This is a genomic window from Deltaproteobacteria bacterium (assembly GCA_022340465.1).
Taxonomy (GTDB): Bacteria; Desulfobacterota; Desulfobacteria; order Desulfobacterales; family B30-G6; genus JAJDNW01.
The window spans coordinates 1-23,883 of the sequence record JAJDNW010000012.1 but is presented as its reverse complement, the minus strand read 5'-3'; the positions used below and the strand labels follow the sequence as shown (position 1 = coordinate 23,883).

Annotated in this window: 24 protein-coding genes; 16 read left to right on the top strand and 8 right to left on the bottom strand. The window is 54.6% G+C overall.

Annotation, left to right across the window (positions count from 1 at the left end):
• Nucleotides 1-143: 143 nt before the first annotated feature.
• Complete coding sequence (locus LJE94_02170; GenBank protein MCG6908912.1) at nt 144-1,076, top strand: hypothetical protein; 933 nt, start codon at nt 144-146, stop codon at nt 1,074-1,076.
• Complete coding sequence (gene rfbA / locus LJE94_02165) at nt 1,073-1,966, top strand: glucose-1-phosphate thymidylyltransferase RfbA (GenBank protein ID MCG6908911.1); 894 nt, start codon at nt 1,073-1,075, stop codon at nt 1,964-1,966. Before LJE94_02170 ends, rfbA begins: the two co-directional genes overlap by 4 nt.
• Before the next feature lie 96 nt (nt 1,967-2,062).
• Here rfbA and LJE94_02160 read toward each other — a convergent pair whose 3' ends face one another.
• The gene (locus tag LJE94_02160) at nt 2,063-2,590 is read right to left on the bottom strand and encodes a peptidylprolyl isomerase (GenBank protein ID MCG6908910.1); all 528 of its coding nucleotides are present in this window, start codon (nt 2,588-2,590) and stop codon (nt 2,063-2,065) included.
• 100 nt (nt 2,591-2,690) lie between these two features.
• Between LJE94_02160 and LJE94_02155 the strand changes: the two genes are divergently transcribed.
• The 6 genes from LJE94_02155 (at nt 2,691) to LJE94_02130 (ending at nt 9,160) form a co-directional block, all read left to right on the top strand.
• Nucleotides 2,691-3,155, top strand: a complete 465-nt coding sequence (locus LJE94_02155) for an aminoacyl-tRNA deacylase (GenBank protein ID MCG6908909.1) — start codon at nt 2,691-2,693, stop codon at nt 3,153-3,155.
• A gap of 181 nt (nt 3,156-3,336) precedes the next feature.
• Nucleotides 3,337-3,681 (top strand): Dabb family protein, encoded by a 345-nt coding sequence (locus tag LJE94_02150; protein ID MCG6908908.1) that lies wholly within the window; start codon nt 3,337-3,339, stop codon nt 3,679-3,681.
• Nucleotides 3,682-3,828: 147 nt separating this feature from the next.
• Nucleotides 3,829-4,026, top strand: coding sequence for a hypothetical protein (locus LJE94_02145; protein ID MCG6908907.1), 198 nt, complete (start codon nt 3,829-3,831; stop codon nt 4,024-4,026).
• A 137-nt stretch (nt 4,027-4,163) separates the two neighbouring features.
• A complete protein-coding gene (locus LJE94_02140; GenBank protein ID MCG6908906.1) occupies nt 4,164-5,804 on the top strand; it encodes an HAD-IA family hydrolase in 1,641 nt (546 codons plus the stop codon).
• Nucleotides 5,794-6,762 (top strand): calcium/sodium antiporter, encoded by a 969-nt coding sequence (locus tag LJE94_02135; protein ID MCG6908905.1) that lies wholly within the window; start codon nt 5,794-5,796, stop codon nt 6,760-6,762. Before LJE94_02140 ends, LJE94_02135 begins: the two co-directional genes overlap by 11 nt.
• Before the next feature lie 67 nt (nt 6,763-6,829).
• Nucleotides 6,830-9,160: a hypothetical protein gene (locus LJE94_02130; protein MCG6908904.1), complete on the top strand. Its 2,331-nt coding sequence runs from the start codon at nt 6,830-6,832 to the stop codon at nt 9,158-9,160.
• A 95-nt stretch (nt 9,161-9,255) separates the two neighbouring features.
• Here the strand turns inward: LJE94_02130 and LJE94_02125 are convergent, their stop codons facing one another.
• Nucleotides 9,256-9,738: a PilZ domain-containing protein gene (locus LJE94_02125; GenBank protein MCG6908903.1), complete on the bottom strand. Its 483-nt coding sequence runs from the start codon at nt 9,736-9,738 to the stop codon at nt 9,256-9,258.
• A 108-nt stretch (nt 9,739-9,846) separates the two neighbouring features.
• Nucleotides 9,847-10,662 (bottom strand): hypothetical protein, encoded by an 816-nt coding sequence (locus LJE94_02120; protein ID MCG6908902.1) that lies wholly within the window; start codon nt 10,660-10,662, stop codon nt 9,847-9,849.
• 353 nt (nt 10,663-11,015) lie between these two features.
• On the opposite strand from LJE94_02120, the gene LJE94_02115 reads away from it, so the two are divergent.
• Nucleotides 11,016-12,296: a citrate synthase gene (locus tag LJE94_02115; protein ID MCG6908901.1), complete on the top strand. Its 1,281-nt coding sequence runs from the start codon at nt 11,016-11,018 to the stop codon at nt 12,294-12,296.
• Nucleotides 12,297-12,362: 66 nt separating this feature from the next.
• Here the strand turns inward: LJE94_02115 and upp are convergent, their stop codons facing one another.
• Together upp and LJE94_02105 are read right to left on the bottom strand one after the other, a co-directional pair.
• Entirely contained in the window at nt 12,363-12,989 is a 627-nt protein-coding gene (gene upp / locus LJE94_02110; GenBank protein MCG6908900.1) for a uracil phosphoribosyltransferase, read from the bottom strand.
• A gap of 116 nt (nt 12,990-13,105) precedes the next feature.
• Complete coding sequence (locus LJE94_02105) at nt 13,106-13,384, bottom strand: hypothetical protein (protein MCG6908899.1); 279 nt, start codon at nt 13,382-13,384, stop codon at nt 13,106-13,108.
• Between the two features lie 172 nt (nt 13,385-13,556).
• Between LJE94_02105 and priA the strand changes: the two genes are divergently transcribed.
• From priA to LJE94_02085, 4 genes are all read left to right on the top strand, one after another.
• Entirely contained in the window at nt 13,557-16,001 is a 2,445-nt protein-coding gene (priA, locus tag LJE94_02100) for a primosomal protein N' (protein MCG6908898.1), read from the top strand.
• Nucleotides 16,002-16,200: 199 nt separating this feature from the next.
• Nucleotides 16,201-16,518, top strand: a complete 318-nt coding sequence (locus LJE94_02095; protein ID MCG6908897.1) for a DUF1573 domain-containing protein — start codon at nt 16,201-16,203, stop codon at nt 16,516-16,518.
• Nucleotides 16,519-16,626: 108 nt separating this feature from the next.
• Nucleotides 16,627-17,037 carry a hypothetical protein gene (locus LJE94_02090; GenBank protein ID MCG6908896.1) on the top strand — a complete coding sequence of 137 codons (411 nt, stop codon included), beginning with the start codon at nt 16,627-16,629 and terminating at the stop codon, nt 17,035-17,037.
• Nucleotides 17,038-17,149: 112 nt separating this feature from the next.
• The gene (locus LJE94_02085; protein MCG6908895.1) at nt 17,150-17,767 is read left to right on the top strand and encodes an HAD family hydrolase; all 618 of its coding nucleotides are present in this window, start codon (nt 17,150-17,152) and stop codon (nt 17,765-17,767) included.
• Between the two features lie 228 nt (nt 17,768-17,995).
• On the opposite strand, the gene LJE94_02080 is transcribed toward LJE94_02085, so the two are convergent.
• Nucleotides 17,996-18,220, bottom strand: coding sequence for a hypothetical protein (locus tag LJE94_02080; GenBank protein ID MCG6908894.1), 225 nt, complete (start codon nt 18,218-18,220; stop codon nt 17,996-17,998).
• A gap of 86 nt (nt 18,221-18,306) precedes the next feature.
• Between LJE94_02080 and polA the strand changes: the two genes are divergently transcribed.
• A complete protein-coding gene (gene polA / locus LJE94_02075) occupies nt 18,307-21,015 on the top strand; it encodes a DNA polymerase I (GenBank protein ID MCG6908893.1) in 2,709 nt (902 codons plus the stop codon).
• Nucleotides 21,016-21,087: 72 nt separating this feature from the next.
• Here polA and LJE94_02070 read toward each other — a convergent pair whose 3' ends face one another.
• On the bottom strand, nt 21,088-21,255 hold the full coding sequence (locus LJE94_02070) for a hypothetical protein (GenBank protein ID MCG6908892.1): 168 nt from the start codon (nt 21,253-21,255) through the stop codon (nt 21,088-21,090).
• A 291-nt stretch (nt 21,256-21,546) separates the two neighbouring features.
• Here LJE94_02070 and queF point away from each other — a divergent pair, with 291 nt between their 5' ends.
• Both queF and LJE94_02060 read left to right on the top strand, forming a co-directional pair.
• On the top strand, nt 21,547-21,948 hold the full coding sequence (gene queF, locus LJE94_02065) for a preQ(1) synthase (protein ID MCG6908891.1): 402 nt from the start codon (nt 21,547-21,549) through the stop codon (nt 21,946-21,948).
• 6 nt (nt 21,949-21,954) lie between these two features.
• A complete protein-coding gene (locus LJE94_02060; GenBank protein ID MCG6908890.1) occupies nt 21,955-22,878 on the top strand; it encodes a hypothetical protein in 924 nt (307 codons plus the stop codon).
• Here the strand turns inward: LJE94_02060 and LJE94_02055 are convergent.
• Nucleotides 22,865-23,863 (bottom strand): response regulator, encoded by a 999-nt coding sequence (locus LJE94_02055; GenBank protein MCG6908889.1) that lies wholly within the window; start codon nt 23,861-23,863, stop codon nt 22,865-22,867. The genes LJE94_02060 and LJE94_02055 overlap by 14 nt on opposite strands.
• Between the last annotated feature and the right edge of the window lie 20 nt (nt 23,864-23,883).

Here is a 23,883-nt window from a genome sequence, read left to right as displayed (position 1 = left end):
CAACCGCATCCCATAAAAAATCGTTCTACAATTTTTATTGACTATTGAGGCGCCGATTCGTAAGAAGAGCCACCCCTGATGAACGCACAAGCGCCGCGGGGAACCGTGCAAAGCAAAAAAAACGGGGCAATACCATCGACGCCATGCATCAAAAAGCCATCAAACCGGCACCAGCCGGCCACCGGAAAAAATGCGAACCGCGTCTGTCGGAACTGGTGGACATGAACAATCCCGCCAGTGTGCTCGAAGAAATCAAAACCATCGTCCGATCCATCGACGCCGGGTACGGTGAGATTGAAAAGCTCGAACGTGCCTTTCAGGATATTCTGAGGCTTTTTAACGGGCACTACCCCGGCTATCGCAAATGCAACACCCCCTATCATGATCTGAACCACACCACCGACACGGTGCTGGCCATGGCCCGCCTGATTCACGGGGCCCGTCTGAGTGGTTTCCTTCTGAAAAGCCGGGACATCACTCTCGGGCTGATCGCCGCTCTCATGCACGACGTCGGTTACATCCAACGCGATTCGGAATCCGAGGGAACCGGTGCCCGTTTTTCCCAGGTACACATTCCCCGGGGAATCGCCTTCATGCGGACATACATGCGACGCAAGGGGTATTCGACGTATGATTACCGGAAATGCCGCGCCGCCCTCTTGTGCACCGACCTCAGCCTGCCGGTTCATACCATCCTCTTTGAAACCCGCACAAACGAACTGATGGGAAAGATGCTGGCAACCGCCGACCTCGTCGGGCAGACCGCCGACCGCCGCTACCTGGAAAAACTGAAATTCCTCTATCAGGAATTCAGGGAGGCCGGTATGCGGGACTATGGCAGCGAGTTGGAACTGCTCCGGGACTCTCTGGTTTTCAACAGCCATATAAAGAGCCGGCTGGCCGATGACCTGGGCGGCGTGGACCGGATCCTCACCGGGCACTTCAAGGCCCGCTGGGGCATCGATAGAAACCTGTACCGCGACGGCATGAATAAAAACGTAACTTACTTGAAATATTTTTTAAATGAGGACCCGGAGCATTACAGCCGTTTTCTCAAGCGGATGGAGGGATCATGAAAGGAATCATTCTAGCCGGCGGGTCAGGAACAAGGCTCTACCCGATGACGCACGTCGTCAGCAAACAGCTTCTGCCAGTGTATGACAAACCCATGATTTATTACCCCCTCTCCGTGCTGATGCTGGCGGGGATAAGGGACATTCTGATCATTTCGACACCGGCGGACCTGCCTCTTTTCCAAAAGCTGTTTGGAGACGGCTCTCACCTGGGGCTGAATTTTTCCTATCGGGAGCAGCCGCGCCCGGAAGGGCTGGCGCAGGCCTTCATCATCGGCAGGGAATTCATCGGAGACGACACGGTCTGCCTCATTCTCGGGGACAATATTTTCCAGGGATACAATCTTCCCAGGATCCTCAAAAGGGCCATGACGCTTGAAAAAGGCGGTCTCATTTTCGGGTACCGCGTGAGGGATCCCAAGAGATACGGCGTTGTCGAATTCGACCGCAACAAAAACGTCATCGGCATCGAAGAAAAGCCCGCCAAACCCAAATCCAGTTATGCCGTGCCGGGCCTGTATGTCTACGACAACGACGTCATCAGGGTTGCCGAGAAGCTGAAACCCTCCGCACGCGGCGAACTGGAAATCACGGACGTCAACACCGACTACCTGAAGCGGGGGATGCTCAAGGTGGAATTGATCGGCCGCGGTTTTGCGTGGCTGGACACCGGCACCGAAGAAGCGCTGCAGCAGGCGGCCAGCTTCATTCAGGCCATCCAGAACCGGCAGGGGGTCAGAATCTCCTGTGTCGAGGAGATCGCCTACCGGCTGGGATATATCGACGGCGAAAAGCTGCAGAGGATCGCCACCCCCATGCTCAACAACGCTTACGGACGCTACCTTCTTGAGATTATCAAGGAAAAGGAAGACCGCAACAACCTTCGCACCTGACACAGCCTCACATCGTCAGACTGGAGCCTTCGCCGTGGGAAGAGGGATTTTCTCCCATTCCCCGTTGGGGACATTGATGGCCGGGGTGTTTTTCTTTCAGGGGCGCTCGATGGTCACCCGGTTCATCACCACCGGTTCCAGAGGCCTGTCCATGGGTCCCGTCTTGACGGCGCCGATCTTGTTGACCACGTCCATCCCCTTGGTCACCTTGCCGAACACGGCGTGCCGGTCATCCAGGTGGGGTGTGGGTGCCAGGGTAATGAAAAACTGACTGCCGTTGGTCCCCGGGCCCGCATTGGCCATCGATAGAACCCCTTCGCTCTCGTGGCGCAGGGAGGAATCGAACTCATCCTTGAACCGGTACCCCGGCCCCCCCATGCCGTTCCCCTGCGGGCAGCCGCCCTGAATGACGAACCCTTCGATGACCCTGTGGAAAGACAGCCCGTCAAAAAAATTGCCGCTCCGGTCCGTCTCCTGACGTCCCTCCGCCAGGTTGACAAAATTCCACACGGTTTCCGGGCATTCCCTGGCATACAGTTCGGCCTCGAAGCTCCCCATATTGGTTTCAAAAACGGCGGATACCCTGTCGACATCCTCTTTGTAATCACTCTTTGTGTAGGCCATTGGTTCCTCCCTGAATATGTATTTACCTCGAAATTGCCGCGTTGAGGTTTATTGACGCTCTTGTAAAAACGATATGCAGATGATAACCAAGCAATCGTTTATGTCAACACGCGCTATCAAATTTCTAAACGGCCGGAACGCATCTTTTGACATCGTCAAATATGATCACGTTCAAAAGGGAGCGGCGTTTGCCTCCCGGGCCGTCGGTTTTTCCCTGGGAAAAACAATAAAAACGCTTGTCGTCAAGCTGGATGAAAAACGGTTTGCCCTGGCGCTGATGCCCGGAGACCGGGAACTGGATCTCAAACGCATGGCCAAGGCCTGTCGTGTAAAAAAGGCCGCCATGGCTGGACCGGATGAGGCTGAGCGCCTGACCGGCTACCAAGTGGGGGGTATCAGTCCCTTCGGAACCAAGGCCTCTTTGCCATGCGTCATGGAAAACGGCCTGCTCGGCCACGACACGGCCATTATCAACGCCGGCCAGCGTGGCGTGATGCTGAAAATGTCCCCGGCGGATATCGCCCGTCTGCTTGACTGTACCGCGGCCGACATCGCCCGAAAATAAAAGCGTGTACCACGCTTTTATGAAACGCGACTTCGTCGCTATTGTATGAACGACGTCACTGTAAATTTTTCACATTAGAAACATGTATCAGCACAAAGAGGGTTAGCCAATGGGATTTTGGCTAAAGAAAAATCGCCCTTGAGCCGGACCGGCTGTTTCTAATGAAAGGGAGGAAACGGTTATGCTGAACCATGTTGTGCTGTTGAAATTCAAACCAGACGTTGCGGACGGCGACATTGAACAGCTGGAAGAACGCCTGGATGACCTGCCGAACAAGATATCCGAGATACTGGTCTACGAATTCGGCCGCAACATCATCCCGTCTGAACGGGCCTATGACTTTGCCCTGGTGTCACTTTTTGCCAACCAGGAATCCTTGGAACGCTACCGGGTTCACCCCGATCACGTGGTGGTGCTGGAAAAAATAAAAGGCATGTGCGAACAGGTTGTAACGGCCGATTTTTTGGGATCGGATGCCGGCTCCATCAAGGGAAATACCCCGGACATGGCGCTGCCCCGGTTTTAATCACGTATCGGGATTAGCTATTTCATATCCGTATATCATATCAATTTTTCTCGTATACCATTTTTCATGGAATGTGGTTTGATTGCCCGTGAACTGCCCGGCCGAAATCAAATCCGGCGGAATCCCGCGAGCAGGGAGAACGGCATCATGGAAAATGGTTTCCAACCTGTTGAAATGCTTTTTCTGAAATGTGTACACCTGAATACGGACGTCTGCCCGCACCGCAGCAGCATCCCCATGCGGTTGGCGCTGATCAACCCCGCCCCCCGGGTCATGCTTTCGGAAAAAACGCTTCACCAGCTTTACCGGCTCTGTTCTAAATGTCCGCAGAGAAAACTGCCCTGAATTCCCGACCCACAATTTCCTTGTGGTAACGCCAAGATCATCCTATATACCGTGGGGTGGCGGATGCCACGGTTAGGGTAATGTATACCCAACCCGGACAAGCCGGAAATGGTGAATTTGAATTCAGGAGCGCTATATTGCCGAACGACATGATGTTGAAAAAACCTTTTCTCGCCAAGGCGGTACTGTTCGACTTCGACGGAACGCTGACGGTCCCCGGCGCCATCGATTTCAATGCCGTCAAGGCGGCTGTGGGCTGCCCGGCGGATGCGCACATCCTCGAATACATCGCCGCTTTGCCGGGCCCGGAGGAAAGAAAAAAGGCCGGGGATATCCTGGAGGCATTCGAAGCGAACGCCGCCAAAAATTCGTTGCCGAACACCGGGGCGGAGTCCCTGCTGGCCCACCTTAAAAGCCTTGGTTTGCGCACAGGCCTGATTTCCCGCAACAGCCGGTCGTCCATTGAAATATCCTTGAAAAATTTTCGAAAAACGAGGCAGGAGGATTTCGACGTCATCATTACCCGGGACGACCCCATCTCCCCCAAGCCTTCACCGGAAGGCATCCTGAAAGCCGCCGCCGACCTGCGGGTTGATGCGGATCAAATCATCGTTGTCGGAGACCACATGCTCGATGTGGACGCCGGCAGGCAGGCCGGCGCGGTCACGATTCTACTGGAAAGCGAATTGACAGCGGGAATACCCGACATCGGCAGTGATTTTGTGGTCTCCCACCTGGACGACGTCAAAGACGTTGTGCACTTGGGGCTGCCGCTGCCGCAGGGCAAACTGCCCAATGGCCTCCTGGACCGATTCCTCGACCACCTGGTCATCCAAGACCCGGCTCTGATCATCGCCCCCGGCATCGGTGAAGATACGGCGGCGACCGACATTTCCACCGACGAGGTGCTGGTGCTCAAATCGGATCCGATCACGTTTGCCACCGATGCGGTCGGGCAATACGCCGTCCTGGTAAACGCCAACGACATAGCCACTTCCGGGGCGGTGCCCCGCTGGTTTATGACAACCCTGCTTTTTCCACCCGGCTCAACCGGATCGGCCATCTGGCTGACCATGGAAGAATTGAACCGCATCGCCGCACGGTACGACATCACCCTCTGCGGCGGGCATACGGAAATCACGGACGCCGTCACCCGGCCCGTGGTGGTCGGCTCCCTGGTCGGAACCGTGAAGAAAGCCAGCCTGATCGACAAAAGCGCGGTGCGACCCGGCGACAAGGTCCTGATGACCAAGGCAATCGCAGTGGAGGGAACGGCCATTATCGCCCGGGAATTCGGCGACAGGTTGAAAACACTGGGTGTTTCCGAAAAGGAGATTCAGCGCTGCCGGCAGCTTCTCGATCGGGTGAGTATCATGGAAGAAGCCCGCCTGGCGGTCGAAACGGGTGACGTCAGCGCCATGCACGATGTAACCGAAGGCGGCCTCGCCACAGCCGTGCTGGAGTTGAGCGCGGCCGGGGGATATGGCATCAGCATCAACATGGACGCCATCCCCGTGTACCCCGAAACCGAAACCGTTTGCCGGCTGCTGGGGATCTCCCCTCTCGGGCTTATCGGCTCGGGCACCCTGCTGATATGCTGCCGTCGGCAGAGCCGGGCATCGATCGCCGCCGCTATCCGAAAAGCGGGTATTGCCGTCAGCTGCATCGGAGAAGTTATGGACTCGAAGGTAGGGGTTTTCGCCGAAAATCATGCCGGGCCGCAGGCGTGGCCCGCTTTCGACGTGGACGAAATAGCGAGGTTGTTCCATGACGCTTAATGTCGTTCTCTTCATCATCGGGCTTTTCCTGCTTTATTATGGAGCGGAATGGCTGGTCAGGGGATCCTCGAGCCTGGCCGGCAGCCTGGGGATGCAACCCATCGTTATCGGCTTGACCGTCGTCGCTTTCGGGACATCGGCCCCTGAACTGGTGGTCAGCCTCGTATCCTCCTTCAAAGGCAAGTCCATGATCGCCGTGGGCAACATCGTCGGCAGCAACATCTGCAACATCGCATTGGTTCTGGGCATGGCCGCTCTCTTCCAGCCCATACGATGCCATCCTTCGGCCTTCAAGCGTGACATTCCCGTTATGCTGGCGGTCACGCTTTACCTGCTGATCGTTTCCGGCAATTCCACCATCAGCAGGATGGAGGGCGTAACACTGGTGGCCGCCCTCGCCGTCTACATTTACTACAACTATCGCGTTGCCACGCGGACCGTCAGTGAGACAACCGCAGTGAGGCAGTGCGACGTTTCCGATATCCGCCCCGTGGACAGTCGTTTCAAGCAGCTCGGTCTGATCGTAGCCGGCATTGCCGGGGTTGTCATCGGCGCCGAAGCTCTCATCGATGCGGCCGTCAAGATCATGACCGTGTTCGGTGTGGGTGAAAAGTTCATCGGCCTCACCGTGGTCGCTTTCGGAACCTCCCTCCCTGAGTTGGCCACGTCGGTCATTGCCGCCATGAAAAAGGAAATGGACATCAGCCTGGGGAATCTCGTGGGAAGCAACGTATTCAACATCCTGGGCGTTCTGGGGGCTGCCGCCCTGGTGAACCCGATTGTCATCCCCGGGGGCTTCATGACCAGCGGCCTCTTCATCGATTACCTGGTCATGATGGTGGTCAGCGCCATGCCGCTCTTGATGATTCGCAAAACCTACACCCTTTCCCGGGCCGACGGCATCGTCTTGTTGACGGCGTACGGCGGTTACCTGGCGTATCTGATCCATAAGAGCTGACAGCCGGTAAAGCCGCATGGCGACAGACTCGTGATTGCTACCGGTGCTCAACAGGAATTGGACATGTTTGCCCATTAATGATATAATCTTCCCCATGGTTTTTTCTTTTAAAAAGAATCACAAGCTGCCGGGACTCAGCGAATTTTCCCTTTCTGCCTACGCACTTAATTTCTCCATCGGCAGGCTCATGCCCGGGGTCGACAACATCCGCCATGACGTATACTTGAGTCCCAGTTTTCGTGTTGCCGCCGGCAAAATCATTCCGCAGCTGATTGCCAGACATTTCAAGACCTATGACATTTTCCCCGTTGAAAAACCAGCGGCCTGGTCGCAGAGGGTCGCCGACTTTCAGCACATTTACCAAAAGATGATGGAAGACGCCGTCAACAAGGCCAAGCAGCAGAATGAGTTTCAGATCGATTTCCTGGCACAGCTCGCCGTCGTCAAGTACCTCGTCGCCGAGGTGCGCGGCCATTTTTCCAGAATGGCCGGTCAGATAAAGAATATCATCAGAAAGTACGAGGTAACCGATCGCCAGGACATAGGCGAAGCGGTGAAAATAAAGGAATCCCTGACCAGCGTGCTTCAAAACAAAGAGCTCATCCTGAGAAACGTGGGCGGCGAGCTGTTCCGCTATCTGACGGCGGTTAATCTGAATTCGATCAAGGCGATGCGGGAAGCCAACTTTGGAGGGAAAGCGATTCTACCGGATGACATCCTGGCGAATCCTATTTTTCACACCGAAAACCCCTTTTACGATCTTTTTCTCATCGAAGAGTATGATGTCATCTTCGGCCGCCGGTTGGAAGATCCCGACAAATACGACACCCTCATCGATCAACTTAAAAAGCTTTTGAGCCGGATGGGAAGAATGGACAGGGTGGCTCACAATAAAGAGCCGAACGGGGAGCGTGGGGCCGAAAACGTCCAAAAGGGACAAAAGGCGCACGACCTCCAAGTCAGCAGCCTCCTCAAGCACGACGAAAGCATCGATAAACTCATCAACTGCTACAAACTCCAGGATGATATCAAAAAGAAAAAACAAAAGGGAATTTCCAAAAAAGAACGCCTCGATTTCAAGCGGCAGCTGAAAAACCAGAAGATGGTGCTGAAAACGCTCTACCGGTCCTTCGATAAAACGGGTTTGATGCATCGGATTACCGCTTCTTATGAAATGCGTGATGTTTACAAGCAGTACTGCCCGCCTCTCGTTCCTCAACAGATCCTGCATTTCATGATCGACTCCAAATCGAGAAAAGCGGTCGTAAATCGATTGAAGCGCCTGAAAAAACTGTATCACCAGCCGTTTTCCATGAAGCCGCTCAAGAAAAAAATAAAACGCATGGAGCTGCTCACGACGAGCGCTAAAAAGGCGTATCTGATACGCTTTGTCAACGGAATTGCCCGCTACCACCGGGACATAGAAAATTTCAATATGTTCAGTGAGGCTATGGAGAGGATCAACCTTGCCTCGGAAGAAAAAATCCTGAATCTGTCCAGGGCAAACAACACGCTTTACGAATTTCTGATTCCCCACGAACAAAAGCAGGACAAAAAACCGATCATCAACCACGTGGTGATAAAAGCCGACGTACGCGGATCGACAGATATCACCCACCAGATGAATGAAAGGGGATTGAATCCGGCATCCTACTTCAGTCTCAATTTTTTCAACCCGATCTCGGAAACGCTGAACGACTATGGCGCGGACAAGGTGTTTATCGAGGGCGATGCGATCATACTGTCGATTTATGAGCGGGAAAACGCACCTGAAGGGTGGTACGGCGTTGCCAGGGCCTGCGGCATGGCGATCAACATGCTGCTCATCATCAGCCGCTATAACGGAAAAAACAAGAAAAACAAGCTGCCTGTCCTTGAACTGGGCATCGGCATCAACTACAACGGCACCCCTCCCACCTTCCTCTTTGACGGTGAGCGCAGGGTCATGATCTCTTCTGCCATCAATCTGGCCGACAGGCAGTCGGGCTGCTCCAGACTCGTCAGGAGTTCACTGCGGGACAGATCAACGCCGTTCAACCTGTATGTCTTCCAGAGCGAAAGGGAGGCGACGCTCGGCAAAACATCCGACGATCTCCTGATGAGGTACAATGTCAACGGAATCGAACTGAACGACTCCGGTTTCAAGAAACTCTCCGAAGAAATAAATCTCAGGGCGCTGGACTGCCATATCCCGGAGCTTCAAAAAGACAGATTTACAGTCTACACCGGAAAATTCCCGACAACCACCGGCCGGTACAAGCGGCTCATCATTCGTGAAGCGCTAGTACCGCAAGTCAACCCGACAACCATGCAGGTTATCAAATTGACCTCCAGAAAATACTACGAAGTCTGCACCCATCCCAAAGTGTATCAGTATGTTATCGAGCGTACTAAATAAGGCGCTTCCGGGAGGCGCCTTTTGTTGCATCCATCGACCCGGACAAACCGGACATTCCAATATCGAATACCCGCGCCTTCCGGGTGTTTTTTTTATCATCCCATCAGGTAGAAGCCCAGGGAGGAATTTTCCGCCACTGCCGAGCCGAAAGCGCCTCCGACAAAGTTGCCGCTGACGCTTTTGACGAAAGCATTTTCCCTTATGAGCGTCCGTTTCTTGTCCCTGAGGCGGAATTCCACGGAAAGCTGGTCGTTGACATTGAACTGCGGTCTTTTTTTAAGCTCGATTTTCAAGCCCCGGAGTGAAAGATCCACGACTTTCATCTTGCCTTTGCCGAGAAAACGGCCGACGGCAGACGTCCCGTCCACGTGGACGTCACTCTCATAGCTGTACCGTCCCTTGAGTTTCACCGGTTTCCGGTAGTGTCTGCGTCTTTCGAGGCCCATCGTCCAGGTATGACCGCAGGGGCAGCTCAAAACCATCGCCACAGCCGATTTCTGCTTGATATACTGCCGGACGTTTATGCTTTGTTTTTTTGAACACAGCGGGCAGACGACGGTCGCTTGATCGTCAACCATATACATCATCTCGGGCATGGCTTCCGCAGACCCCCTTTACAAAATTCCGTAGGCAAACCTGGCCGGCATTATACCCAACATCTGTCAGAACTGCAAGGCCGTCGTCAATTATGTGCGTTTATACAAACCGTCGACTTGTGGCTCTTTCTTGAGAAAACGGGCCGCCAGTTCTTCAAAAACGGCGGCTCCTTCGAAGGGGGCCTCGCGTTCTCCCCTGGCAACCAGGTGCAGCTCCTCCATTTTTCCCTTGTCGTAAACGCCCACCGGGTCATCGACCAGTTTGAGCTGGTTAACCATCAGGTTGTAAATCACTACAGGGCCGTAGGCCTCTTCCCCGGATGTTTTTTTATCCTTTCTTCCAACCATGTAGCAGTGCGGGACGGTGATCGATGCGGGGAGCAGCGTATATCCCATCAGCTCCGCTAACAAGGATAGCGCCTCCTTTACGCCGTCCAAATAGGCATTTTCCAACGCGGCGATGCCGTCCTTTTTTATCGCTGCGATATCATCGTCGCCGTAACTCAGGTCGAGGCTTTCAATACAGGTTTCGCGAATGGATTTGACCGTCGTCTCCCGCCGGCTCACAACCACATCTGAATCCTTCAGGATCTTGATGGCGTTGCGGATATTGACCATTTCCTTAACCGTCGGGCTTTTGCGCATGGCCACATCCTCGGAAGTGGTCCTGTACAACGCCAGCTCGTTGTCCAGAACCAGAATGGTGTCCTGCCCGCCTTCTACCTGCCGAATGTAGAGGTCCAGATCCCTTTTTCTCTTGTATGTAAAGTCGCTCAAAGCAATCAATTCCTGCATAGCCTCTTTATTCAGCTTTTTTTCGCTGCCCGGAGGCCCGATGGACGCAAGCACCCGGCCGACAAGGTCGTCGATTTTAATTTTGCGCAGCAGGTTTTCTTTAAAAGACACAGGACACCTCCCTTATCGGGCAAAAGCCCACGGTCGAGGATGGAAAAGCATACCTGTTTTGGATCTTATCATACCGGGCCGCATTAATCCATAAAACCGCGCCGGTATTTTCATCCTCGGACGCCCGGCGCCGGAGCCCGCGGAATTTTGCAACCTCGAGGTTTTGGCGTGAAGATACCCGTGCGCCAGTCGGGCGACGCTTCACGCCCGCAGGAAAGGTTGACCGAATGGGGATAGTCCTGTATACACAGCAGGGTGTAACGCTCAGGGTAAAGCCACACCATGCCGACCGCCCCGCCACGAAGGCGGTAACAATCCGCGCTCCGCGCACCGAAACCGTTGGGGAAGAAACAATGGATGAATACATTGAAATAAATTATAAGGGCAAGGCTATCAGATTGCCGGTTATTACCGGATCGGAAGGTGAAAAAGCGGTGGACATCTCCAATCTCAGAAAAGAGACCGGTTTCATCACCCTCGATCCGGGCTATGCCAACACCGGCAGCTGCACAAGCGACATCACCTTCATGGATGGCGAAAAAGGTATTCTGCGCTACCGGGGGATACCGGTCGAAGAACTCGCCGAGAAAGCGACGTTCAAGGAGACCGCATATCTGTTGATTAACGGCCGGCTGCCCAACCAGGAAGAGCTTACCAATTACTCCATCCTGCTCAACGATCATTCCCTGGTTCACGAAGACATGCAGCTCTTCTACCAGAATTTTCCCAGGGCATCCCATCCGATGGGTATTCTGTCGTCGATGGTGAATGCCTTGCGCAGCTTTTACCCTGCCCTGACCAGCATGGAGGAAGAAAGCACCATCATGGTGACCCGGCTCATGGCCAAAGTGAGAACCATGGCGGCCATGTCATACAAAATTTCCAGGGGGCACAAGGTGGTTTATCCCCGGCCGGACCTTGCCTACTGCGCCAATTTCCTCAACATGATGTTCGACTCGCCCGTGAAGCCGTACGAGTTGAACGAGGATGTCGTCAAGGCATTGAGGGTCTTCTGGATCCTTCACGCGGATCACGAACAGAATTGCTCGACATCTGCCGTGCGCATCGTGGGCAGCGCGCGGACAAACCTGTATGCCGCCATTTCCGCCGGTATCGCGGCCCTGTGGGGGCCTTTGCATGGAGGCGCGAACCAGGCGGTTATAGAAATGCTCTCCGACATACAACGCGACGGCGGCAATATCGACCGGGCGGTTGCCCGGGCCAAAGACAGAAACGACCCCTTCAGGCTCATGGGTTTCGGCCACAGGGTCTATAAAACCTATGACCCCAGGGCCAAGATAATGAAAAAGATGTGCAACAGCATGCTTTCCAAGGTGACCATCAACGACCCGCTGCTGGATATCGCAAAAAGATTGGAAGAAACCGCCCGCAAAGACAGCTACTTTGTCGACCACGACCTTTATCCCAACGTCGATTTTTACAGCGGCATCGTCCTGCGCGCCATCGGCATTCCGACCAATATGTTCACGGTGATGTTTGCCATCGGAAGGCTTCCGGGGTGGATTGCCCAGTGGAAGGAAAGCATGTATGATCCCAAATGGAAGCTGTCCCGCCCGCGGCAGATTTACACAGGACCTGCGAAAACGAGTTTCGTTCCTATAAATGAACGGTAGAAAGAAAAAGGGCTGCGCCGGGCGATGTTGCCATCCGGTGCAGCCCTTTTGGTTGGTCTCAAGCTTTTATTTGGTACCGAATATTTTATCCCCCGCATCGCCCAGACCCGGCAGAATGTAACCGATCTCATTCAGGCGCTCGTCCACGGCGGCCACGTACACATCGACATCCGGATGCTTTTCCTTGACCCGGGCAATGCCCTCCGGTGCGGCGACGAGAAAAATGCCGCGAATCTTCTGGCAACCCGACTCCTTCAGGAAATCGATGGTCGCACAGAGTGTCCCGCCGGTTGCCAGCATGGGATCCAGTATAAGGGCGATGCGCTCCTCCATCTGGCTGGTCATCTTGACATAGTACTTGACCGGCTCGAGCGTTTCCTCGTTGCGGTACAAACCGACAACGCTCACTTTAGCGGAAGGAATGAGGTTCAGCACACCGGCCATCATGCCCAAACCGGCTCTGAGGATCGGTACAACGGTGATCTTTTTGCCCTTGATGCGTTCGACTTCGACGGTGCCCGCCCATCCCTGAATGACTTTTTTTTCCGTTTCCAGGTCCTTGGTCGCCTCATAGGTCAGCAGGCTGGCCAGTTCGGAGGATAGATCTCTGAAGTCCTTGACGGTCACGTCCTCTTTGCGCATGAAACCCAATTTGTGTTTGATAAGCGGATGGTCTACAATGTGTATCGCCACGTCACTCTCCTTTTCCGGTCAGATTGCTCCGCATGATGACCCGCATGGCAAAAGCGCCCTGCACCGGCAGGCGGCGTCGCCTGTCCATGAGGGCACGCTGTCGGTCAGCAGAATAGTTAAAATTCGCCCAGCGGCCTTACAAAAGTGAACTTGGCCGGATCCGCAACCAGTTTGGTACCGGCTTCACCGACATTTCTGCCCAACAGCGAAAAGGGAAGCGAAACAACAAAAAGGCCTGCGCCGAGTATGGTAGCCACAATGCCCAGCGGACGGACGAGCAAAGCATCCACCATCATCTCCTCCGTGGTAATCTCATCGCCCTGCATGTCGGCCTGGGCGAAGCCGGTCGCCGCCAATGAAACCGTGACAAAAACGACGAGCAGAAAAACAACCATGGGTTTTTTTGTGAGTTTAAACATGAACGCCTCCTTTGAAAAAAATTGCCATTTGCCATCGGTGATTGAAATCGGTTATATTCATCATAGCATATGCAGCAAAATGTTTCAACCTAATATAATCATTCAAATTTCAGCCCGTAAACGGGCCATGTGAGCTGCGGCCTTTCTTATGACGGAAAAAGAAAAGTACATCCATATCGCCGTGGCCCTGCCCGTGAACAAAACCTTCACCTATTCGGTTCCCGAGCATCTTGCCGCCATCGTCGCCGTTGGCAAAAGGGTCCTGGTTCCGTTTGGAAAAAGGAAGGTGAGCGGATACATCCTCGACATCACCGCATCGAAAGGCGTCGATGCAACCAAACCCGTCCATGAAATCCTGGACCACCAGCCGTTGTTCCCGCCGGCAATGGTCCAGCTGTTCGAATGGACAGCGGACTACTACCTCTTCCCGATCGGCATGGTGATCAAAAATGCCCTTCCGGCAGGCTTGCACACCTACGAGCGCCCGGCCCTGACCATCACGCCTGAGGGCCGTGAAGCCTTGAATGCAAAAATCCTTGCGCCCATGGAAGAAACTTTCCTGAAAAAACTTTCGTCGGCAGGCCCTCTGCGCCCCGGTGACCTGGGAAAATCCGCTAACGGCCTTTCGGCGGCGGCAATGCTGCAGCAGATGATCGATCAGGGGTGGATTGAAAGTGTGAGGATGCTCAAAGCGGATGGCGTGCGGGCTAAAATGCAGCGCCACGCCTCTCTCATCGAAAAAAAGCTGCCCGACACTAAGATATCGGCCGCACGACAGAAAATTGTCGACGTGCTGCGCCGTGAAGGCCCCCTGCCCATAAGCCGCCTGCGAAGCGCCAATGCCAATGCACCCGCACTTATCAGGAAAATGGCCGAGGAAGGGTATGTTGCCGTAACCTCCGAACGCATTTACCGCGACCCGCTGGGACAACCCGTGCAAAGCACCCCTCCCCCCGAGCTCACGGCAGAGCAGAAAAAAGCGGTTGAGGCGATCGGAAGAACCGTCGGCAAAGGATTCGCCCCCTTCCTGCTGGCCGGTGTGACCGGCAGCGGGAAAACGGAGGTCTACATGCGCCTGGCCCGGCACACCCTCGACATCGGCCTGTCGGTGCTCGTCCTGGTTCCTGAGATCTCCCTCATCTCCCAAATGGAAAGACGCTTCAGGGCGAGGTTCGGCGATCGTATCGCCGTACTGCACAGTGGGCTCTCCGCCGGGGAAAGACTGGACCAGTGGCAGAAAGTGATGAATCGGCGTGTTGAAATCGCCATCGGGGCCAGATCCGCCGTTTTTGCCCCGCTCGACCGCATCGGCCTCATCATCGTGGACGAAGAGCACGACACGTCCTACAAGCAGGAAGGTGCTCTGCGCTACAATGCCCGGGACCTGGCCGTCATCAGGGCCCGTCAGCAGCATGCGACCGTATTGCTGGGGTCCGCCACGCCATCCATCCAATCCTATCACAACGCCATGAGAAGGAAATATTCTCTGGTCAAACTGACAAAAAGGGTCGAACAACGTCACCTCCCCGAGATCAACGTCGTCGACCTGTGCCGCTCGAGAGACCACAAAGGGCTGCGGAAATTTTTTTCCGAGGAACTCTTGACCGCCCTCACGGAAACCATGGCCAGAGACGAGCAGGCCATATTGTTCCTGAATCGCAGGGGGTTTGCCAACTTTCCCGTGTGCGCTTCCTGCGGCAGCCCGGTTACCTGCAAAAATTGCGATATCACGCTCACCTTTCATAAGAAGCACAATGCCTTCAGGTGCCACTACTGCGGATTTTCCATGCCATCCGTTTCCAATTGCCCGGCCTGCGGTTCCCCCAAGATTCACAAGCTGGGCATCGGGACGGAAAAAGTGGCTTCCGCCGCGGAATCCCTCTTCCCGGAGAAGACGATCGTGAGAATGGACCGCGACACCGTTACCCGCAAGGGATCCGTGATTAAAATTCTAAAAGGGCTCAGGAGCAGGGAAATCGATATCCTGGTCGGGACGCAGATGGTAACCAAGGGACATGATTTTCCGGGCATCACGCTGGTGGGCATCATCTGTGCCGACCTCTCCCTGAGTTTTCCCGATTTTCGGGCGGGGGAGCGCACCTTTCAGCTCCTGGCTCAAGTGGCCGGGCGCGCGGGCCGGGGAGAAACGCCGGGACGGGTTATCCTGCAGACCTACAACCCGAAGCATTTCAGCATCCAGTGTGCTGAAAGCCAAGACTTCGACGCGTTCTACCGCAAAGAGATCATCTCCCGCCAAGCCCTGGACTATCCCCCCTTCTCACGAATGGTCCAGATTAAAATCTCGAGCCGGGACCAGGACAGGGGCCGCAGGCAGGCCAAGGCACTGGGAGATCTCGCCAGATCCCTGATCGGCTCAGACCCCAAGTTTAAAAAGGGAATCCGCGTTTACGGCCCCCTGGAGGCGCCCTTTGCCAAAATCGCATCCCACCACCGATGGCAAATGCTCCTGAAAGGCCTGACCATTTCCGTTTTGCGTGATTATATTCGACGGCTCCTTTTCGACTCGCAGGTAATGCGCACGGAGCGAAGCGTCAAGACCGCCGTGGATGTCGACCCGTTTTTCATGATGTGATCCGGCTTGACAATTAGTCGCGAGAACTTTAGATTGAATGCTTTGCGGCGAACCAGACAAATGGTAAGCGGTCTACACCCATTGCCATAAGCATGTTCCGATTGACACTCGAAATATCAGGGACGGCCGTCCACGCCATTCGGAACGTTTTTCTGGCAGCCACGCTAACCGAAAACAACGTTCAAAGGAAGCAGACACCATGAAACCCTTATTGCAGATCCTGATGTCTCTGTTGATTCTGTTTGCGGCCTGCACGCCGGGCGGCACAGAGGCGGAAGGCCGGGATACCGTCGATACGGCTGCCCGCAAACAAGTTAGCCAGGCGGCTCCGTCCGGCAAGCGGCAGGCGATGTCGACCCCGGCGGCAGAAACCGCAGAAGGTTCCCCGGCGATGTCGATACCCGAGCCCAACTACCGGTTTGAAAATGTCGTTGCCGGGCAACCGGTGATCCACGACTTCATCGTTCAAAATAACGGCACCGCCGTTTTGAACATCACCCGGGTCAGAACCGGGTGAGGATGCACGGTTGCCTCATACCCGAGGCAGATTCCTCCCGGCGGCGAGGGAAAAATAAGCCTGAAAGTAAGCACAACGGGATACCCCGGCAGAACCGTAAGAAAAAACGTGGTCGTCAGCTCGACTGATCCGCAACACCCGAGCGTCACCCTGTCCATTGCCGGCATGGTGGAAAAATTCGTCGACATCAAGCCCTCCTATGTCCGGCTCATCGGTGTCCTCGGGCAGCCGATCGCCACCCCGGTGAGCATTGTTCCTCAGAAAAAACATCCCTTCAAGATTACCGGCGTAACCGCTATGAAGGGAGATAACATTCAGTTTTCACTCAGCGAAAAAGAGCTCCCGGAAGGAAATGGGTACGAACTGATGCTCACTAACAAGAAAACCGACCCCGGCCGATATCACGACGTGCTTTCCCTGAAAACCGACAGCAGCATCCAGCCGGTTCTCAAAATCAACGTGTACGGCCGAATCACCGCTCCGAAGCCGGCACCGGAAAAAACGGACGTGAAAGAGTGAAACGCTCAACTTGGGATTTTATAGTGTTTGTCAGAATACCGTTCCGTATGCCCCATCCAATGTTGAAACGGAACATATATATATGGCGAATGCTCCAATTCTAAGGTCACGTATGAACAGCGCATATAAAGTCATCGCCTTCGATTGTGACGGCGTCATGTTCGACACCTCCACGGCCAACCGGGCATATTACAATACCCTGCTAAAAAGCCAGGGCATGCCGCCTGTGACCGACGAACAGTTCGCATACGTCCACGCCCACACGGTCGATCAATCCGTCGCTTTCCTTTTCCAGGATGCGAAAAAGGTTGCCCGCGCCCAGGAACAACGGCAAAAAATGAGCTACCTGCCCTTTGTCAAGGAGATGGCCATGGAGCCCAACCTGTTGCCTCTGCTGGGCAAACTGCGCGGTCGCTATTGGACCGCCATCGCCACCAATCGTACCGACACGATGGATAGGGTCCTCGAAAATCACGACCTGAAGTCCTATTTTGACCTGGTTGTCACGGCTAGCGACGTCGCCCGTCCCAAACCCGATCCGGAAGGACTCTTTAAGATAGCCCGGCACTTCAACGTCCAGGCCGCCGCGATTCTTTACATCGGCGATTCAGAGGTGGATGCTGTGGCGGCGAGCAGTGCCGGCGTGACATTCGCGGCCTACGGGAATCGGGCGCTGTCGGCCTCCTACCACATCGAAACGCTGAAGGATCTGGAGACTATTCTGAAGTAGATATCCGCTCCCATAGGATCCTGCACTGGTTTCGCCCTTGAAGGGTGTTGGCCACTTGATTATTGGTTGTTTTTTGAAAAAAGAATGTTCAATATCCAAGTTGATGCCGGGCTGTAGGGGTTTCGTGCTTGGAATTTTGCTATCGCTATCACCGGCCCTGCCAATTTTCTCTGACCTGGCCCAGAGGACCGGGTTTTCCATGACGGAATATCCGGATGTCGGTGGTTTTCACTGATTCCCGAAACCGTTCTGTCCGCCGCAGTCCGGGCACTGCCAGGTAATGCCGTTGCACGACATGCCCCACACATTTTCATTCATACAGGTCTGGCATATCCTGAACCCGCAGCGGCAGGTCCAGCAGAAAGGGGCGGATTGTCTGCAGCAGTGGCAGGTTCTGTCCCGGGTCCTGCTCCTTTTTCTGCCACGTGACTTTTTACCCGCAGTGGAGGTCATATGCTGTTATGTCCCGGTTGTCTTGCATTTTTACGGAAAATACAATACGGTTTTTTACTGATTAAAATTTAGGGCAGGAAAACACCATGTCAACCGCCACAGGGAAAATGGACGGGCATCCAACCGGAGATAAAACCGTCTATCTCATCGACGGCAGCGGGTACATTTATCGCGCCTATCACGCCATCAGGGGGCTGTCCAATTCCAGGGGACTGCCGACCAACGCCGTGTTCGGATTCACGCGCATGCTGATGAAGCTGCTCGAAGAAAAGGCACCGCAGTGGCTCGTCATGTTTTTCGACGCCAAAGGGCCGACCTTCCGCCACGACATTTACCCCGACTACAAGGCCAATCGACCGCCTATGCCCGAAGATCTAGTGGTTCAGATACCCTACATCAAGGAAGTCACCCGGGCGTTCAATATCAAAACCGCGGAGATGCCGGGCTACGAAGCCGACGATCTCATCGGCACCGCGGCAAAAGTGGCGCAAGCCCAAGGATTCAAAGCCGTCGTCGTCAGTGCCGACAAAGACCTCAAACAGCTGATTTCCGACAATGTGACCATGCTCGACCCCATGAAGGGAACCGAATTCGACGTGGCGGCCATCCGCAAAACCGGTGTCGATCCCGGTCAACTGGTGGATGTCATGGGGCTGTCAGGCGACGCCTCCGACAACGTACCCGGCGTTCCCGGAATCGGCCCCAAGGGGGCGGTCGCCCTGATCCAGGCGTTTGGAAGTATGGAAAACCTGTATGAACGGGTCGATACGATTACCAAGAAAAAACAGCACGAGAATCTTGTCCGCTACCGGGAACAGGCGTTTCTAAGTAAAAAGCTGGTGACCATCGATACCCACGCCCCCCTCTCCTTTCGCTTGTCCGACTATGCAGCCGCCTCCCCGGACACGGCCGTTTTGTCAAAGCTCTTCGCGAAGCTGGAATTCAGGCAGCTGCAAAAGCTGTTTCCCAGGGAGGCCGATTTGAGCAACAAGACCTACCGGCCGGTGATGAGCCTTCAGGAACTGGACGACCTCGTGAGCCTGTTGACCGACTCGCCGTTGATCTCCATGGACACGGAGACCACATCGGTCAACCCGATGCTCGCCGACCTCGTGGGTTTCTCGTTTGCCGCAAAGCCCGACGAGGGGTACTACATCCCCTGCGGGCACCGGTACCTCGGCGCTCCCGAACAGCTCGACCTCCGATCCGTGATCGACCGGCTGAAGCCCGTATTCGAAAATGGCGCCATCGGCAAAATCGGGCAAAACATCAAGTACGACTGGATCGTGCTCGCGCGCCACGGCATCGACCTTCAGGGAGTGGTCTTCGACACCATGCTGGCTTCCTATCTGATCAATCCCTCCAAACGGGCGCACAACCTGGACCAGATAGCGCTGGACTTTCTGGACCACAAAACCATTACTTACGAAGATGTCGCCGGAAAGGGGAAAAAGTCGGTCAGTTTCTCGGAAATCCCGATCGACAAGGCCGTTCCGTATGCCTGCGAGGATGCCGACGTCACCCTCATGGCCTATCGGGTGTTAAAGCCCGAAATCGAAAAGCTGGGGCTGATCGAGCTCTTCGAAACCATCGAGATGCCGCTGGTACCCGTTTTGCAGCGTATGGAAATGCGCGGCATTCACGTGGACAGGGACAAGCTTAAAAAACTGTCGGCCTCATTCGAAGAACAATTGAAAGCGATCGAAGAGGAAATCTATGCTTTGGCAGGTGAACGTTTCAACATCAAGTCCTCCCAGCAGCTGGGAAGCATACTGTTCGACAAGCTCAAGCTGCCGGTGCAGAAAAAAACAAAAAAACGGACGGGCTACTCCACCGATGTCGAGGTGCTGACAACCCTGGCCGAAAAGCATGAACTGCCCGAGCGGGTCCTTCGGCATCGCACCCTGGCCAAGCTGAAATCCACGTACGCCGACGCGCTGCTCGACCTCATCAACCCTGAAACGAAACGCATCCACACCTCCTACAATCAAACCGTCACGGCCACGGGTCGGCTGAGCAGTTCGGACCCAAACCTTCAGAACATCCCCATTCGCACGGATGAAGGCAGGGAGATTCGCAGGTGTTTTGTGCCCAGGAAGGGGTGGCGCCTCCTGTCTGCGGACTACTCCCAGATCGAGCTGCGCATTCTGGCACACTGCTCCGGGGACGAAATTCTGATCGAGGCCTTCATGCAGGACGAAGACATTCACACCCGCACCGCTTCGGAAGTGTTTCAGGTCTTTCCCTCTTTCATTACCGCCGATCTGCGCCGCCAGGCGAAAATTATCAATTTCGGCATCATCTACGGCATGAGTCCCTTCGGTCTCTCGAAATCCCTGGGCATCAGCCAGAAAATGGCCAGAACGTATATCAACAACTATTTCGGCAGGTACCGGGGGGTAAAGGCATTTATCGAAGCGGTCACCCGTGAGGCAAGAAAATCGGAGAAGACCGCTACCCTGTCGGGGCGAATACGGTTGATCCCCGATATCAACAGCAAAAATGGAAACCTGCGGCGGTTTGCCGAGCGCATAGCCGTCAACACGCCCATTCAGGGATCGGCGGCCGACCTCATCAAAATCGCCATGATAGAGGTCGACAAGGCCCTCGTCGAGGGGGGCTATCGCAGCGCCATGCTTCTGTCCGTGCACGACGAAATCATTCTTGAGATCCCCCCGGAAGAACTCGACGCCGTATCCGCGATGGTGAAAGACGTGATGGAAACCGTCTGGAGCCTGAAGGTTCCCCTGAAGGTCAATCTCGACTCGGGGGACAACTGGGCCGCCGCTCATTGAGCCCTGAGCCGAATTGGGTTGGCGATTCCTGCCGGCCCGGCGTCAGCCGCGGCATTAAGGTCAACGCTCCGCCTATTCTTCCTCGTCCGATGCGCCCGCGCCCCGGGCTGTCTCGCTGACCGTCCGATAAACGCTTTTGAAAGTTTCTTCAAAGCCGGTCGGAGAAACCCTTCCGGCCTCAATGAACTTGACGACGATTTCCTTGACCGCGCGCAGTATCTGTTCATCCATCGATGCCATTGATTTACTCCCATAAGCCCTCACCTGCAGTGAGCGCTGCATTCATTCCAGCGCGTGAAACATAGACAGATGCTGATTGCGCTGCTTTTACATTTCGAACAATTGACCATTTGAATTTGGTGTCGCTACCTGATTAAAACGTTCCCATGTAAATATCAAGAACGGGCTTTGATTTTTGATTATATGATGATATTTATAGTGGCCGCCGGAAAACCGTTCCGAAGGGCCTCTATTGCGGAATAGACGCATGGCAATCGGTATGGACGGCAAATTACAAGGAGGTGATTATCCATGTTGCCAGATCATGAATATGTAGTGAAATACCGGACCGATAGCCCTGATATCGTCGATGCCGCCCAGCTGCACCCCATCGACTATCACTATGCCGGGAAAAGAGACGTGGAAATCGTTATCCGTCATCAGGAGTTCACCTCGGTGTGCCCCATGACCGGCCTGCCCGACTTTGGCCGGATTACCGTCAAATATTCGCCCGGCCGGAAAATCATCGAGTTGAAATCCTTAAAGTATTACCTGATGCAGTACCGCAATGTAGGCATTTATTATGAACATGTCGTCAACCGCATTCTGGAAGACCTGGTAGGGGCTCTCAAGCCCAAATCCATGGAAGTTATCGGTGACTTTACGTCGAGGGGCGGTATCGATACCACCGTGACGGCGACATTTGGAGATTAAATGCACGTGAACGCGACACAAGTTTTCAGGACGGTGACGCGCCTGCCGCTTTTGACGGCGATTCTATGCGCCTGTCTGGCAGTCAACCAGGGCTGTTCATCCACACCCAAGATTTACAAACCGGGCCGATCCGGCCACCATCTGAAAAAACGGGTCTGCATCACCCGCTTCGAGGACCACAAACGATTTGGCGATGCCTATCTCAAACGGCCTTTTCAGGAAAGCCTGACCGAAACACTCACCAAAAAATGCTGGAAGCCGGTGTTTATCATCCCCGGTCAGCCTGATTATCCGGAAGCATATGAAAAACTGCCGATGCTCGATTCCGGGCTGGTGGACAACATGGCCCTGATCGAAACCGGGCGGGACAACGGATTCAACGCCGTCATCACGGGCACGATCAACGACATACGCCAGCGCAATGAAACCGGATGGATCTCCGGGGAACACACCTATTTACAGGTTACCGTTACGGCGGAAATATACGACACGCAAACAGGCGCCAAGCTTCTTGACAAAACCTATCTGCGCGAAGTCGAGATTGACGTCGTCGAAGCGTCGGAAACAGAAAAAGAGAGCGGCTATTTCGACATCATCGCTATCGAGAACATTTTCGAACGCATTGTAGCGGATATGAGCAACGATATCTGTAAAACGGTGTCCAACATTCACTGGATAGGCTTCATTGTTGATTCAAACGGGCAGAACGCCGTCATCTCATCCGGTTTAAAAACAGGCTTGAAAACCGGTGACCATCTCTATGTCTACAGAAACGACCAGGTTATGGCCGGTGCATTCGGCAGTCAGTACCGTATTCCGGGACCGGTCATCGGTGAACTGAAGGTGGTTGCGGTCACGGAGGAAAGCGCGACAGCGGTTCTGGTGAGCGGCACGGGCGCGACCCCCGGCAATGCGGTCAGTCTAAAATAACCACCCGGTACGCTTCGATGGGGTCGTCCAAGCCCTTGACATAGACGGGGTGCAAGGACTCGGCCTCGATCTCCCCCCCGGTCAGTTCCAGTGTTTCCCGGGTAATCAGAACCTCGCCCTTCTGGGCAATGCTCTGGAGCCGGGCGGCGATGTTCACCGCCATGCCGATGGATGTATATTCTTTTTTTCGCAGGGACCCCAAAACGCCGGAAAAAACCTTGCCGGTAGATATGCCGATGCCGATGCGCATGCGCATGCCGTTTTTCCTGAACAGGCCGTCATCGATTTCCCTGGCCTTCCTCTGCATTTTCACCGCCGACCTGACGGCCATGAGGGCATCGTTGTCGTGGCTGACGGGTGACCCGTAGACCACCATCATGCTGTCTCCGATGAGTTTGTCCGTCGTCCCGTGGTGGTGGTAGGCGATCTCACCCATGGGCGTGAAGAACCGGTAGTTTAAAAAATCGGCCAGCGCTTCGGGCGAAATATCACTGGACATACGGGTAAAACCGCGGATATCCGAAAACAACACCGACACCTGATGGTATTTGTTGCGCAAATCCCCCCTATATACGTCCATCTCTCTATAAATCTGCTCGGAGACGAACTGTTTCAGGTGCTTGCGAACCGATATTTCATGGATCTTCGCCCGCAGCTCGACATTGTCGAAGGGTTTGGTGAGGAATCCGTCCACGCCGTTGTTGATAGCCTGAATGGCCGCTTCCATGGTCGCATAACCGGTGAGAATAATTTTGGTGATTTCGGGATGGAGCGCCCCGATGTGCGCCAGTGTTTCTACACCGTTCCAACCGGGCATCTTGAAGTCGGAGATCACCATGTCGATGTAGGGAAGGTTTTCCTTTAGCACATCCATACCGTCCTCACCGTTGCCGGCTGTGTAAACGCGATAGGGTTCATCCTTCAGGGCTCTGACGATGGAACGCCGGATTCCCTCCTCGTCATCGATAAACAGCAAGCCGTTCATGTCGTCACCTATTCAGATCG